This is a genomic window from Larkinella sp. VNQ87, from assembly GCF_049445795.1.
In the GTDB taxonomy this organism is placed as follows: domain Bacteria; phylum Bacteroidota; class Bacteroidia; order Cytophagales; family Spirosomataceae; genus Larkinella.
Map to the genome: position 1 here is coordinate 363661 of NZ_JBMSDT010000007.1, position 14480 is coordinate 378140.

Annotated in this window: 10 protein-coding genes; 7 read left to right on the forward strand and 3 right to left on the reverse strand. The window is 56.2% G+C overall.

What is annotated here, in order from left to right; genetic code table 11:
• Window positions 1-167 precede the first annotated feature (167 nt).
• Complete coding sequence (locus ACO2Q8_RS14585; RefSeq protein WP_423345563.1) at window positions 168-2564, forward strand: M1 family metallopeptidase; 2397 nt, start codon at window positions 168-170, stop codon at window positions 2562-2564.
• 91 nt (window positions 2565-2655) lie between these two features.
• Here the strand turns inward: ACO2Q8_RS14585 and ACO2Q8_RS14590 are convergent, their stop codons facing one another.
• The gene (locus ACO2Q8_RS14590; protein WP_423345564.1) at window positions 2656-4440 is read right to left on the reverse strand and encodes an ABC transporter ATP-binding protein; all 1785 of its coding nucleotides are present in this window, start codon (window positions 4438-4440) and stop codon (window positions 2656-2658) included.
• Window positions 4441-4720: 280 nt separating this feature from the next.
• On the opposite strand from ACO2Q8_RS14590, the gene ACO2Q8_RS14595 reads away from it, so the two are divergent.
• The 3 genes from ACO2Q8_RS14595 to ACO2Q8_RS14605 all read left to right on the forward strand — a co-directional run bounded on the left by ACO2Q8_RS14595 (window position 4721) and on the right by ACO2Q8_RS14605 (window position 7509).
• Window positions 4721-5704, forward strand: coding sequence for a helix-turn-helix domain-containing protein (locus ACO2Q8_RS14595; RefSeq protein WP_423345565.1), 984 nt, complete (start codon window positions 4721-4723; stop codon window positions 5702-5704).
• A 72-nt stretch (window positions 5705-5776) separates the two neighbouring features.
• Window positions 5777-6742, forward strand: coding sequence for an NAD-dependent epimerase/dehydratase family protein (locus ACO2Q8_RS14600; protein ID WP_423345566.1), 966 nt, complete (start codon window positions 5777-5779; stop codon window positions 6740-6742).
• A 143-nt stretch (window positions 6743-6885) separates the two neighbouring features.
• Window positions 6886-7509 (forward strand): response regulator, encoded by a 624-nt coding sequence (locus ACO2Q8_RS14605; RefSeq protein ID WP_423345567.1) that lies wholly within the window; start codon window positions 6886-6888, stop codon window positions 7507-7509.
• Here ACO2Q8_RS14605 and ACO2Q8_RS14610 read toward each other — a convergent pair.
• Window positions 7451-9604: a tetratricopeptide repeat-containing sensor histidine kinase gene (locus ACO2Q8_RS14610; protein ID WP_423345568.1), complete on the reverse strand. Its 2154-nt coding sequence runs from the start codon at window positions 9602-9604 to the stop codon at window positions 7451-7453. The two genes, ACO2Q8_RS14605 and ACO2Q8_RS14610, sit on opposite strands and share 59 nt — an antisense overlap.
• A gap of 178 nt (window positions 9605-9782) precedes the next feature.
• Here ACO2Q8_RS14610 and ACO2Q8_RS14615 point away from each other — a divergent pair, with 178 nt between their 5' ends.
• From ACO2Q8_RS14615 to ACO2Q8_RS14625, 3 genes are all read left to right on the forward strand, one after another.
• Window positions 9783-9956 (forward strand): hypothetical protein, encoded by a 174-nt coding sequence (locus ACO2Q8_RS14615; protein WP_423345569.1) that lies wholly within the window; start codon window positions 9783-9785, stop codon window positions 9954-9956.
• A gap of 90 nt (window positions 9957-10046) precedes the next feature.
• A complete protein-coding gene (locus tag ACO2Q8_RS14620) occupies window positions 10047-10469 on the forward strand; it encodes a hypothetical protein (protein ID WP_423345570.1) in 423 nt (140 codons plus the stop codon).
• A 33-nt stretch (window positions 10470-10502) separates the two neighbouring features.
• On the forward strand, window positions 10503-10886 hold the full coding sequence (locus ACO2Q8_RS14625) for a rhodanese-like domain-containing protein (RefSeq protein WP_423345571.1): 384 nt from the start codon (window positions 10503-10505) through the stop codon (window positions 10884-10886).
• A 105-nt stretch (window positions 10887-10991) separates the two neighbouring features.
• Here the strand turns inward: ACO2Q8_RS14625 and ACO2Q8_RS14630 are convergent, their stop codons facing one another.
• Window positions 10992-14480: a PVC-type heme-binding CxxCH protein gene (locus tag ACO2Q8_RS14630; protein ID WP_423345572.1), complete on the reverse strand. Its 3489-nt coding sequence runs from the start codon at window positions 14478-14480 to the stop codon at window positions 10992-10994.

The following is a 14480-nucleotide window of genomic DNA, read 5'->3' on the forward strand; positions in this document are numbered from 1 at the left end:
AATCAACAAACCTCGGTTATCGCGAGTGATAACCGGAGACCGAATTGATACTGACGCCCTTTGCCTGCACAAAACCGTTGATTCGCCACCAACATTTGGCTCCCTTCCGCATTCGCGCTATCTTTAGCGTTACGTTTTACTCGTTTAACCCAAGCTTCCATCAGCAAATGATCAGGAAATTTTCCGCCCTGGTTGCGGTCTTCCTCAGCCTGTCCGTTCAACTTCGGGCCCAGGCACCGGCGTCTCCGAATTACAAGGCCAACGACCGGTTTGAACAACTGGGGCCCCAGTTGCCCACGCCCAATACCTTCCGCACGGCCGCCGGAGCCCCGGGCCGGGACTTTTTCCAGAACCGGGCCGATTACGACATCAAGGTAGAACTCGACGACGCCAACCAGAAAATCATCGGTTCGGAAACCGTCACGTACTTCAACAACTCGCCCGACGAACTAAAGTACCTCTGGCTGCAACTGGATCAGAATTTATTTGAGAAGAACTCAACGGCGAACCTGACCACCCAATCGGCCGTCAACGGCAACGGAACCAGCCTGGCCCGGCTGCACAACCTGAACAATGCCGAACCCGGTGCCCAGACCGACCCAAAAAAAGAGTACGGTTACAAACTAACCGCCGTTCGGGATGCCGCCGGAAAACCGCTGAAGTATACCGTCAACGGAACCATGATGCGGATCGACCTGCCCGCGCCCCTCAAACCGGGTCAGCGCTATTCGTTCGGCATCGACTGGAATTACAACATCACGGCCTATTACGGCCGGAGCGGTTTCGAGTACTTCCCCGAAGACGGCAACCGGAATTACTTCATCGCCCACTGGTTCCCGCGTCTGTGCGCCTACGACGACGTGAACGGCTGGCAAAACAAGCAGTTTCTGGGCCAGGGCGAGTTTACGCTCATCTTCGGGAATTACAAAGTCGCCATCACCGTACCCAACGACCACGTCGTGGGCGCCACCGGCGAGTGCCTGAATTACAAGCAGGTACTGACGGCAACCCAGCAACAGCGGATGCAGAAAGCTGCCAATTCCAAAACGCCGATTAAAATTGTCACTCAAGACGAAGCCGTAGCCGCCGAGAAGGCTAAACCGACCGGCAAGAAAACCTGGGTTTACAAAGCCGACAATGTGCGGGACTTTGCCTTTGCTTCCTCGCGCAAATTCATCTGGGACGCCATGCAAACCGATGTCTACGGCGATGGGCGCAAAATCTGGAGCATGTCGTTCTATTCCAAGGAAGGCAATCCGCTGTGGGAGCAGTATTCGACCCGGGCGGTGGAGCACACCCTGCGCTCGTACGGAAACCGCACCTTCAAATACCCGTATCCGGTCGCCATCTCTTGCCACGCCACGCGCTACGGCGGCATGGAATACCCGATGATCAGCTTCAACGGCGGTCGGCCCGAACCAGACGGGACGTATTCTGAAAGCAACAAAGCCGGGATGATCGGGGTGATTATTCACGAAGTGGGCCACAACTTTTTCCCGATGATCGTCAACTCCGACGAGCGGCAGTGGACCTGGATGGACGAAGGACTGAACAGTTTTTGCCAGTATCTGGCTGAAAAAGAGTGGGATTATAACTTTCCGAGCGGTTACGGCGAACCGCAGCGGATTGTTCCGTACATGAAATCCGACCCGGCGCTGCTCTCGCCGATCATGACTTCGTCGGACAACATCCTGCAATTTGGCCCGAATGCCTACGACAAACCGGCGGCCGCGCTGAACATCCTGCGCGAAACCGTCATGGGCCGTGAGCTGTTCGACTATGCTTTCAAGGAATACGCCAACCGCTGGAAGTTCAAGAACCCCACGCCCGCCGACTTCTTCCGCACGATGGAAGATGCGTCCGGCGTCGACTTGGACTGGTTCTGGAAAGGCTGGTTCTACGGCGTTGAAGCCGTCGATCAGGATTTGGTCGAAGTCGACTGGTTCACGATCAACACCCAGAATCCCGAGGTGGAGAAAGCCTTGGCCCGCGCCGAGGCTCAGCAGAAGGCCAACACCATGAGCAAGATCCGGGATGCGGCTACCAAAGACCAATCCGTAGTAGCGCAGGATTCGACCATGAAGGACTTCTACAACACGTACGACCCGTATGCGGTGACGGATGCCGACCGTAAGCGGTACCAGGACTATCTGGCGACGCTCAGCGACGAAGAACGCAAGACGCTGGAGTCGAAGAACAACTTCTACACCTTGACGCTAAAGAACAAAGGCGGTTTGCCCATGCCGGTGATCATTCGGATGCAGTTTGAGGACGGCACGGATTCGGTGGCGCGGTTTCCGGCAGAGATCTGGCGGTTCAACGATGCACAGATCAACAAGGTGATTGCGACCTCGAAGAAAGTGACGCAGTGGACGCTGGACCCCTTCCAGGAGATTGCCGATATCGACACCGAAAACAACGCGTTCCCACGCCAACCGCAGCAGCCGACGCGCTTCCAGTTGTTCAAAAACCGGGGGGTAACCCGACCGCTCAATCCGATGCAGGAACAACGGCAATCGGCGCCCCAACGACCGGCGACGCAGGGGGGAGCGGGAAAGAATTAAAAAGAAATATCGAATATTGAATAACGAATGTAAAAGTGGTTGGCGCGTCCCAAATTTCAATATTCGTTATTCAATATTCAGTATTCGATATTCATTTTTCAATCAACGCTCCATCAGTCGCTGGCTCCGGTTCCTGCCGCCGTTCCCCAATCTGTTGCCGCCACATGGCGTAATACAAGCCTTTTTGGTCGAGGAGTTCGGCGTGGGTGCCGGTTTCGGCAATCCGGCCTTTTTCCAGGACAATAATCCGGTCGGCGTGCAGGATGGTCGACAGGCGGTGGGCAATCAGAATCGTGATCTGCTCGCGCCGGGCCGAAATGCTGCGAATGGTGTCCGAAATCACCTCTTCGGTCAGCGAGTCGAGCGCGGAGGTGGCTTCGTCGAAAATCAATAGCCTCGGGTGCCGGATCAGGGCGCGGGCGATGGAAATCCGCTGCTTTTCGCCCCCCGACAGCTTCATGCCGCCTTCGCCCAGCACCGTATCGATGCCTTTGTCGGAGCGCGCAATGAGCTGGTCGCAGGAGGCTTTGTGCAGGGCTTCGCGAATTTCGGCCTCGGTCGCATCCGGTTTGACAAACAGCAGGTTCTCTTTGATGGTCCCGGCGAAAAGCTGCGTATCCTGCGTCACAAACCCGATCTGCCGACGCATGGGGTTGTACCGGATCTGGCTGGCGGGCACGTCGTTGAAATAAATTTCGCCCGAAACCGGTTTGTACAGGCCCAGCAAAAGTTTCACCAACGTCGATTTGCCCGAACCCGACGGCCCCACAAAGGCCACGGTTTCGCCCATCGTGACGCGGAACGAGATGCCGTCCATCGCGTTTTGCCGGGCCGTCTGGTGCCGAAACACCACGTTCTCGAACCGCAGGTGTTCCAGCACGCCGAAGTCGATGGAATCGTCGGGGCGTTGTTCGATGGGTTTGTGCATCAGCGAATCGAACGAATGCAGCGAGGCTTCGGCTTCGCGGTAAAACAGGATGATGTTGCCCAAATCCTGCAAGGGCGCGAAGATGGCCGTCGAGATAAACTGCATCGAAATCAGTTCGCCCGTACTCAGAATATCCCGAAAAATGAGCCACAGCAGGGCAAACAGAATCGATTGTTTCAGGATGTTCAGCGTGGTTCCCTGCAAAAACGACAACCGGCGCACCTGCCGGGTTTTCTCCATTTCGAGTTCGTAAATCCGTTGGGTGTATTGCTTCAGCCGCCGGATTTCCGGAAACGTCAGGCCCAGGCTCCGCACCAGTTCGATGTTCCGCAGCGATTCGGTAATGGCACCCGACAGCTTCACGGTTTGCCGGTTGACGGCCCGCTGCACAGTTTTGATCTGTTTGCTTAGCAGTCCGGTCAGGCTGCCCAGCACCAGAATCCCGACGACGAAAATGGGAATCAGCGCCCAGTGTTTGGTGATAGCATACCAGATCAGAAAACCCATGCCGACGATGGACGAAAACAGGATGTTGATGAACGCATTGATGAACTTCTCGGTATCGGTCCGCACCTTTTGCAGCAGCGCAACGGTTTCGCCACTGCGCTGTTCCTCAAACTCCTGGAACGTCAGCCGCAGCGTCTGTTTCAGCCCATCGTTAAACACCTGCGTTCCGAACCGCTGCACCACCAGCCGCATGAAATACTCCTGAAACGACTTCGCCAACCGCGCCAGCGTGGCAATCGCGACGGCCACCAGCAGCCAGAAAAGCACCCCGCGCACCAGTTCGGTTTCGGGGCGCGTCGCCGGTTTGGTCGCGTACTCGTCGATGATCTTCCCGAAAATCAGCGGATCAATCATCGTCAGAATCTGGCTGACGCCCGCCAGCAGCAGGGCCAGCGCCACCAGCCAGCGGTGCGGTTTCAGGTAGGTCCACAGAATCTGCATCGTTGCGGTTTTCGATATACAGTTTACGGTTTTCCGTTTAGAACTTCGCTATTCGGTGTTCGTTATTCACTATTCGATATTTAAACCCCAAACACTGAATACCGACTCCTGTAAACCGTAACCTATACGACTCCCAAACGACCGGTTTTGTTCTCTGAACCGGCCCCTTTCCATCTCCTTTGGCAGCGGCAAAAGCCGTTATCAGCTTTTCCGGAAATGGGTTAACTTTGAAAAAAGCACCGGATCAACTGCCAACCCTCCGCCCTTGCTGGTTAATGATATGCATTTAATCCTGCCGATCTCTTCCCAAAACAACCAACTGGAAAGCTTAAGTCAACAGCTTAACGTACCCGTTCAGGACAATCAATTGAATTTTCGAATGGCCCTGGGGCAAGGCCATATCCATCACATTGCCCTTCCGGGAAACCTGCATGTATACCGTTACGAGACAACGGTCCATCAGCCGGTAACCTTAGAAACCATCAATGATACCGATAGCGACACCTATTGCCTGTTTGTCAATTTATCGGCCGAGGAACTGGAAAAGCAGATTGAGAATAAAGTAGTTGCGGTGGCGCCCCAGTCGCCTTACGGTATTTTTTACTACGGTCCCGGCGTTCGAATACAGCAACAAATTCCACTCCACCGGACCATTACAGCCCTGGTGATCACCTTCCGGCCCGGTTCGTTTGACGACATGCTGCCCGCTGATGTAGCGATTCAGGTCTTTCCCCCGAAAGGTGGCTTTGTCTTTCTGGATATTGACCGCCAGATAAACCGCTTATTAGATACGCTTAGTCGACCTCCACAGGCTGATCCATTCACTCCTTTTCAGAAGTATGCCCCGACCTTAGCACTGATAACACATGTATTCGAATTGATGCGGCAGCGAAGCCTTCAGCCTTCGGCCAGGGGCTTGCGTCCTGCCGATGTGGAGCGGCTCTTTCAGGCGCGGGCCTTGTTGATTGAGGATCTACGTCAAACGATAACCGTTGGGCAACTGGCCCGTCACATTGGTTTCAGTGAAGCCAAATTGCGGACGCACTTCCCCCGCCTGTTTGGCAACAGCATTTATCAGTACCTCCAGCAAACCCGGGTAGAACGAGCCTGCGATTTGCTGCAATCACGACGCTACAGCGTTTCGGAAGTGGGCTTCCTGGTGGGCTACAGCAGCCTTTCCCATTTTACCAAAGCCTTCAGGAAGCATACTGGTGTGATGCCCAGCCATTGGATGGAAACTCGCGAAAATAGCAAAATGGATTAATGCTTTAGCAGAACGGATTACTCACAGCCATCGGTAGATACTTGTTTTGTAGCGTATTAAACGCGCAAAACAATGACACAATGCTTTGTTACGGGCGGCTCAGGCTTTGTGGGCCGCAATTTGATTCCTCAATTGGTTGAGCAAGGCTACCGGGTGCGGGCACTGGCCCGTTCGTCACAAACAGCCTCGTTACTGAAAAGCCTGGGGGCTGAACCGATCCGGGGTGATCTGGCCCAGCCCCAGGCACTCCGTCTGGGACTGAACGGATGTCAGACTGTTTTTCACCTGGCGGCTTCGGTTGACTTCTGGGCCGACGAAAAAAACCTCTGGGCTGACCACGTCACCGGTACCGAAACGCTACTCAGCGAGGCCCGTTCAGCCGGAGTCCATCGGTTCATTTATCTGAGCGCAGCTTCGGTCATTATGAACGGCAAACCGATCCTGAATGCCGACGAAACGACCCAATCCAATCACCTGATCGATGGGTATTCACGCACCAAGCTCCTGGCTGAGAAGCGGGTACTGGCCAGCAATTCGCCTGCGTTTACAACAATTGCGATCCGGCCACCGCTCATCTGGGGGAAAGGCGACAGCTCAGCCCTACCCCAGATGATTGAAGCGGCCGACAAAGGGCAATTTGCCTTTATCAATGGTGGAGCGCATCAGATTGTTACGTGTCATGTCCTGAATGTATGCCACGCACTGGTCCTGGCCGCCCGGAGTCCGGTAGGAGGTGAAGCTTTTTTCGTGACCGACGGCGAACCACAAGGATTTAAATCGTTCATTACGGCCCTGTTGCAGACTCAGAACGTAGACCCCGGAAATCGTTCGGTACCTCTGGCCATAGCGCGCTTTCTGGGCAGCGCAATGGCGGGTATTTGGCGCACCTTCCGGCTGAAAGGCCATCCTCCCCTGTATCCGGGGATGATCAACACCTTAGGCTTATCCTTCATTGTCTCCGACGCGAAAATTCGGCAGCGCTTAGGCTATCAACCCGTCATCAGCGTTAGTCAGGGGCTTAGCGAGATGCGCCTGTAAGCAAAATGGGCATTGAAAAAATAAACGAAACATCGTAACCGCATTCGGAAGGAACTCCTGTTCTTTCCTTTCCCTCAAAAACCTGCGGTATTTCTTCGAAAAAAACCGACTATTGCACCGAACTTGCTTATCCTGTGCTCGTTATGTGTCGAATTGTTCTGCTGGACGATCACCGGGTCGTCATGGAAAGCTTTGCCAATTTGCTGGCGACCTCCGGCGAGTTTGAGGTCGTTGGCATGGCTACGGATCGGCTTTCGCTGGAAGATATGCTGAAAACCCGGGCTGTCGACCTGCTCGTGACGGATCTGGTCATGCCTTCGGTGAACAGCACCGACCTCATCCGGATGTTGAAAGGGCAGTATCCGACCCTGGCTATTCTGGTGCTGTCCGGCTCCGACGACCCAGCCCAAATCCGGCAGGCGATGCAGGCCGGAGCCAACGGCTTCGTGACCAAAACCGCCGACAAAACTGAGCTTTTCGACGCCCTCCGGGCCGTGGCCACCGGTCGCCGGTATATGGACACCCGGGTAATTCTACTGGATGAAAAACCGGCTGCGACGGTTGTCGAAACCCCGCTGACCGAGCGGGAAGCCGAGGTGGCCCGGCTGATTCTGGACGAATTATCCAGCAACCAGATCGCCGAGCGGCTGTTTATCTCGTTCAACACCGTCGAGACGCACCGCAAACGGATTTACCAGAAACTCGGCATCACGACGGCACTGGGCTTGATGAAGTACGCCCTCCAACGGGGAGCCATCCGGTTGTAAGCGGTAGCCACACCCGCGCCGTGGTTCCGCTTCCCGGAACCGCTTCGAGGCTGAATTGCGCTCCGATGGCTTCGGCCCGCTCCCGGATGCTGCCCAGCCCAATCCCGCCTGTCGCCGGGTTTTCCATCCCGATCCCGTCATCGCTGACTTCCAGCATCAGCCCGTTCGCTTGCCCCGCCAGCCGAATCCGGGCCTGACCGGCGCGGGCGTGCCGCAGGATGTTGGTGCTCAGTTCGAGGCAGATTACGTAGAGGTTGAATTTGACCTCGGGTGGCATCGGGAGCGTTTCGGCGGTTTCCAGATTCAACGAAAACCGTGTTTTCTCCGCTCCGTTCAACTTCCGAATCAGGCTTTTCAACGAAACCGTCAGATCCTGTTGGAGCACCTCTTCCGGAAGCAGATTGCGCGACAATTGCCGAACCTGTGTGGCGGCATCGGTGAGCAGGTTCAGGCTGTTTTCGTACAATTGCCGGTCGCGCGGGGAAAGAATGTCGGCGTCGATGGTCTGGAACGTCATCTTAGTCGCGCCGAGCAGGCTGCTCACCCGGTCGTGGAGTTCGGTCGCTACCCGTTTCCGCTCGATCGACTGCCCCCGGACCAGCGCAAGTTCAATCTCCCGGTTTTTGGCCCGCAAAGCCACATTCGTGCGCCGGAGCCGCAGGCTGTAATACAGGAGCAACAATCCGAGTAAACTCACCACCGCAATCCCGGTCAATAGCAGATTTCGAAACCGCTTTTGTGCCGATAGGCCGGAATGCAACTGATCGATTTTCAGTTGTTTGATCATCGCCTGCTGCCCGGCCTGTTTCTGAGCTGCCGTCGCCCGCAATTGCTGGGTTTCCAGTTCGTGCCGAAGCGCACGGGTCTGCGTCAGCCGCCGGAGCTCATTCAGCTTGACGGTATGGTTCAACCGGTCGATCTCGGCCTGCTTTGCCAGCGTCTGGTACCGCTGCTGCTGCAATAACTCCGCCTGCCGGTGCGCGGCTTCGAGTCGTTCCCGCTCTACTTTTACTTTTGTCCGCAGGGTTTCGGTCTGGTTAATGGCCTCCTGCTCTTCCCACTTTTTCGCGTGGTACAATTGCTGGTATTCGAACGCACGCTGCCAATCGCGCTGGGTCTCAAACGCCTTGGCCAGTACCGAATACGCCGTCAGCATCGGTGCATATACTTTCTGGTTTTTTGCCAGCGCTTCGCGTGCGCAGGCAATGGCTTCCGGCAATTGGTTAAGCCCCAGGTAGGCCACAGCCAGATCGGCGAGCGCATCCGCCTGCGGAAGCGGAGCCTTGAGCTGCGTCCAGAAAGTCACCGACTGCCGGAGGTACGGAACCGCCTGAGCAAACTTCCGCTGGCTGTTGTATATCTGCCCGATATCGTTGCTCAGATAGGCTTTATTCGACATCGATACTTGCGGTTGACGGTTCAGAAGTTCCCAGGCTAGTAGATACTGTTTCTCGGCCTGCGCCCATTGCTGTTGCCCTTTGTACGAATTTGCCAGGATACGGTGAAGATCCGACCGGTGAACCGGGTCAATTTTCTGGTCCTTCTCAAACCAGGCCAGACTTTTCTGCAAATAACCGGCAGCTTCGTCGTACTCGCCCAGCGCAATGCTGATCTGACCCAGATTTCGGTAAACGCGCCAGTAATACATGGCATACACGGCCGGGGCGGTTTCAATGAGCGACAACAAGCGGTAATTGTGTTGAATGGCCTGCGCATAGTGCGTCCGGGCAACCCGCTCGCAGCGTTCTAGCATCAACAAACCCTTGATCTGATACTTGACATTTTTCCGGCGCTCGGCCCATCGGACCAACTCCTGGGCAGTTTGCAACGAACTGTCGCGGTAAACGACGCTACTGTATTGCACCTGCGCCATAAAGTGCTGGTATTCCATGCGGGCTGTATCGACCCGGGGCGTCGGTCGGTAGCGGTCGAGGCCCTTCAGCCGAAGGCGGGTCGCCTGCAACAGACTATCGACATAGACCCGGTCGGTACTGCGGTCAAAATTAAACGGTGGGGTATCATAACTCTGGGCCTGAACCCAACCAGGAACGTTCAGCCCAAGCCCGAGCAAAAGCACATAGTAAAGCAGTTTCATCGGCACATAAGCATGTTTCATCTCCTCTCATTGTCCCTGCCAGCACCTGTTTTCCGCCAAAATCACCGAATTCAGTGACCCAAAATCACCGATTCCGGTGGTTTTTCGCAGGAGCGAAAAGGAGACCTTTGCAGAGGTAATTACCTGATCTACAATACAAAGTAACCACACTTAACTTTTGAAACGAATTGCTTTGATCACGATTTACTTAACGGTGATCGGATTCCTGACGTTAGCGTACATCCCGGCGGCTGCATTCCTCCGCTGGTCTGACCGCTTGCCCACGCCCGATTTCACCGACACCCCACAAGACATCTCCTGGGAGGAGATTACGGAGGACCTGTGGCCCTGATTCGGGGCAAAACCGACGGTTTGAAAACCGGTTTTATGCTTTTACGTACTGATTGTCTACACCATTTCTGAACACAAAACAACAAAAACAATGAACACGCGAATTACACTATTTGCCAAAGTCTTATTGATGAGTCTGGCGCTGTTTATGCCTCTGTCTAGCACCCAGGCTACGGATACCAAACCCGGTAAATCCGGCGATGCGCCCACGGAAACGCAATCTTTTGCGACCGGTATGTACATGGGAGCCAATAAGAAGCTGCTGCTGATGTTGGACATCCGGCAACCCAAGTGGGTTACCGTGACCCTGAAAGATGCTAAAAACAGTATCCTTCACCGGACGTATCTGAAAAGATCCCCGAAAACGTACCGCATGAAATTCAATTTTGAAGAATCCGATCCCGGTCTTTATCGCATCGAAATCAGCGATGGGCAACAAACTGTCGTTCGTCAGGTCAAGGTAGTCGATTTTCCGACGGTCGAGTCATACCGGTACGTGACGATCAACCAATAAGGCTATTCACACCATTTCTTAGTCGTATTTCTCATGACAACAAAATCCGCCACTGATTTGGTACGAGAAGCCAAGCAGCACATCGAAAACCTAACGCCCGAACAGGTCAGCCGGGAACTTAATGCAGGAAAAGCGGCCCTCATCGACCTCCGCGAACCGGACGAACTGGCCCAGACCGGTACAATTCCCGGTGCCGTTCATGCTCCGCGCGGTATGCTGGAATTCTATGCCGATCCGACATTGCCTTACCACAAGCCAGCCTTCGACCGCGCAAAACGCCTGATTTTGCATTGTGCTTCGGGCGGCCGGTCGGCGCTCGCTGTGGCTACCCTCAAACAGATGGGCTACGAAAACGTTGCGCACCTGGACGGCGGCATCAAGGCCTGGAAAGAAGCCGGATTACCGGTTTCCGCCTGAAACGGTTTCAACGAACACTTACCCCGCGTCCGCAGCGGGCACCCGACTCATGAATGAGGAAACGTTGAACACCAGACCCGGTTTTTGCGGGTCTGGTGTTTTGTGTTAACGGCCCATCACCAGCCGGGTTTGCGCGGGCAACTGGTCGGCATCGAGTAGCTCAACGCTCAGCGAGCTGTCTTTGAAAACCGCCCGATCGATCGCCAGCGTGACGGTTTGAATGCCCTGCGGCAACTCGGCCACCGCGCCCTGGGCCGTCAGTTTGAGCGGTTTTGCGCCCACCCAGGCCGTGATTCCCGCCGTGTTGCCAAGCATCAGGTTGACATTGCCTTTGCTAACGACTTCGATCTCGAACCGGACGAACGAAAACCGTTTGCCCGCACTGGCTTCCACCACGGGCAGTTCGTCGACCGGAAACTCGCCGGAAACCTTGCTGTAGGCGGGTTGCCAGAATACTTTCGCATTGTCTTTTACAACATACCCCGGTCCTTCTGCAGCAATTTTCCTGGCGACTTCTTTGTTGCTAAAAACCGTATTCCAGCGCCGGACAAACCGGGCCGTCGGCACCCGAAACGGGCCGGATTCGCCCATTTTGGACAGAAAACCGATCAGATTGATAAACTCCTGCTTGTCCAGGCTGGCCGTCAAACCGGCGGGCATCAGCGAACCCGGCACTTTTTCAAGCGCGTTGATCTGGCTTTTCGGTACCGACACTTCCTGTCCGCTAATGTCGCGCAGCACGATTTCAGCCGTTCCGTTGCTGACAATATAACCCATCAGCTCGGTGCCCTCTTTTTTCACCAGCCGCTGCAATTCGTAGCCTTCCTTGATCGACTGGTTCGGGTACAGGATGGAACGGATGATGGTTTCGACCGGCGAACTGGTTCCCAAACTGCTCAAATCCGGGCCGATGCGCCCTCCGGCCCCACCAATCGCGTGGCAGGTCTGGCAGGTTAGGGCGGTTTTTCGGAACACCAGCTCGCCTTTCGCCGGGTCGGCCGTCTCCCGGACCAGCTGCGCCAACCGGTTGATTTCCTGCGGGTTCAGCTCCTGCGGCATTTTTTCGGGTGGCAACACGCCACCCGACGCTTCGAGCGCCTGCGTCAGGAGCTTCACTTCGTCGCTATTCCGGCGGTTGTATGGCACCCGGTTTTGCAGCGTTTGCCGCCCCACTTTGGCGACGGTGGCCGGGATTTTGCGGGTGGTTAGTTCGTCGGCCAGCGCGCGCGTACCCTGCCGGTTTACGACAAAAGCCTGGAACAATTCGGTGGCATCGGTTTGGGGCGGCAGATTTCGCAACAACTCGCCCCCGATTCGGGCGGCTTCGGCGGCATTCACCGACACCAGTTGGGCCGTAGCCGCCAGCCGCAGATCGGCCGGATGTTTAGCGCTCGTCAGATCCATCAATGCCTGACGGGCGGGGTCGGTATCCATCACGGCCAGCGCACCGAGGGCGGCTTTCCTGACATTTTTATCCCCTTTCTGCGCCAGACCGACCAGTCGGCTGGTCTGGTCGCTGAGTTTCCACAAGCCCATCAGCCGGATGGCGCTGGTTACCACGGCTTCGTCTTCATTTTCGGCAAAACCGGTAATCCGGTTCAGGTCGCGTTCGGGCCGGACGTTTCGACGGGCGGCTTCTTCGAGCGTCATCAGTTGAGCCACCGTGTTGTTTTTCGAACCGCTTGCCTGAACGGTTTTCTCGAACAGAATGCTCGCGTCGGCCGGTCGGCCAAACCGGGCGATGGTTCCCAGGACATCCTTTTCATACTCATCCGGCACCTGCCCGGCCTGATACATCGTTGCCAGTTGTGAAACCGCTTCGGGCGTGCTCACCGATTTGAGCGCGTAGGCGGTATTCCGGACATTCCTGAAAAAATTCGGCTCGGTTTTCAGGCGCTGGGCCCACTGCGGCTCCAGTTCCCGAACGGTTTGCCAGAGCGCATAATCCAGAAACTCGTCCATCGGTTTTTCCAGAACCGACAAGGCGGTGCGGGCCGCATCGGCGGTCGGCAGCTTGCGGAGCGCAATGACGGCTTCCAGCCGAACCTGCGGGTGCGGGTCGGCGACGGCTTTGGTCAGAATGGCTGCTCCGTTCGGGATTTTGGTGTGCCAAAGCTGGTAGGCCCGCAAGGCAGCCGCCCGCGCCCGGGGGTTTTGCGCCGTGAGCAACGTTTGCAACAGCGGCTCGTTCACGACTTCCAGCGTCTGATACGTCCAGAGGGCTTCGAGCAGGTGGTGTTCGTAATCGGCCTGGGTTTTGTCCAGCTTCTGCACCCATTTCTGAAGAATCGGCAACACCTCTTTCGCGCCCCGGGCCTTGAGCACCTGCTTGGCCTGTAACCGGGTCCAGTCTTCGGGTTGCTTCAGAGCGTCGAGCAGTTCATCAACCGAAGCTTTTGTCAACAGCGGCTTTTTGACGAGTGGTCGGTTTTTCGCCACAATCCGCCAGATGCGGCCGTGTTCCTGGTCCCGGCGCGGATCGTGAAAATCCACTTCGCCGTGCTGAATGATCGGGTTGTACCAATCGGCCACGTAAATGGCTCCATCCGGCCCCACCGAAATATCTACCGGCCGAAACGCGACGTTGTCTGTCCACAGCAAATCCTCTACCTGCTTCGACGCGTAGCCGCTGCCTTGTTCTTCCAGCGTAAACCGGTTGATGCGGTTAGCCCGAAAATCGTTGGTAATCAGACTACCCTGCCAGTCTTCGGGCAGGTGTCGCCCCGAAACCACATCCAGGCCGCTGTGTTTGGGCTGTCCCGGATTCAGTCCGCGCAGGATGCGGGCCGCGCCCGGTGCCGTCACGAAAGTAGCCCCCGGAAACGCGTAATTGATGCCTTCGCCCCCCGCACCGTCGGTCAGGAACGACTGGCCCCAGCGGTCGAACTGAAGCCCCCAGGGATTGATCAGCCCCCGGGCGTAGATGTCCAGATCGAGGTCTTTCGGGTTCAATTGCCAGACACCGCCCCCTTCCAGCCGCCGGATGCCCTTCGGGGTTTCGACGTGGCTGTAAATGTAAATCGACTGGTTGAAGTAAAACCGCCCTTCCGGTCCCCAGCGGAAGGTATGAATCAGGTGGTGAGTGTCGCCGGTTCCAAACCCGTTCAGAATCCGGCGTCGCTTGTCGGCTTTGCCATCGCCGTCGGTATCGGCAAAGTGCAGCAGTTCGGTCGAGTTAGCGACGTACACCCCGCCGTCGCCCGGCAGAATACCCGTGGGCGTGATTAGCCCTTCGGCAAAGAGGGTCGATTTGTCGGCCTTGCCGTCGCCGTCGGTGTCTTCAAGCACAAACACCTTGTCGTTGGCTTCCTCGCCGGTTTTCAGGTGCGGATAGGCCGTGCTGCTCACGACCCACAGACGACCGTCGGCGTCCCAGTTCATCTGGATCGGTTTCGCCACCAGCGGTTCGGCGGCAAACAGGGTAACTTCAAAACCGTCGGCAACCTTGAACGATTCGAGTTCGCGCTGCACGTCCGGGTTCGGATTGTCCTTCCGGTCGTCGGGATTGATCGACGACGTAATCAACAGCACCGCCGGAATCAGCAGAAGCTGGCGGAAACGGGACAGGAGTTGGCGTAGGGTCAGGACGTTCAT

Bases quoted from the DNA above. Each gene is read 5' to 3' on its own strand.
- ACO2Q8_RS14620 (WP_423345570.1), top strand. From the start codon at position 10,047: ATGAACACGCGAATTACACTATTTGCCAAAGTCTTATTGATGAGTCTG.
- ACO2Q8_RS14585 (WP_423345563.1), top strand. From the start codon at position 168: ATGATCAGGAAATTTTCCGCCCTGGTTGCGGTCTTCCTCAGCCTGTCC.
- ACO2Q8_RS14600 (WP_423345566.1), top strand. From the start codon at position 5,777: ATGACACAATGCTTTGTTACGGGCGGCTCAGGCTTTGTGGGCCGCAAT.
- ACO2Q8_RS14595 (WP_423345565.1), top strand. From the start codon at position 4,721: ATGCATTTAATCCTGCCGATCTCTTCCCAAAACAACCAACTGGAAAGC.
- ACO2Q8_RS14625 (WP_423345571.1), top strand. From the start codon at position 10,503: ATGACAACAAAATCCGCCACTGATTTGGTACGAGAAGCCAAGCAGCAC.
- ACO2Q8_RS14590 (WP_423345564.1), bottom strand. From the start codon at position 4,440: ATGCAGATTCTGTGGACCTACCTGAAACCGCACCGCTGGCTGGTGGCG.
- ACO2Q8_RS14630 (WP_423345572.1), bottom strand. From the start codon at position 14,480: ATGAACGTCCTGACCCTACGCCAACTCCTGTCCCGTTTCCGCCAGCTT.
- ACO2Q8_RS14610 (WP_423345568.1), bottom strand. From the start codon at position 9,604: ATGAAACTGCTTTACTATGTGCTTTTGCTCGGGCTTGGGCTGAACGTT.
- ACO2Q8_RS14605 (WP_423345567.1), top strand. From the start codon at position 6,886: ATGTGTCGAATTGTTCTGCTGGACGATCACCGGGTCGTCATGGAAAGC.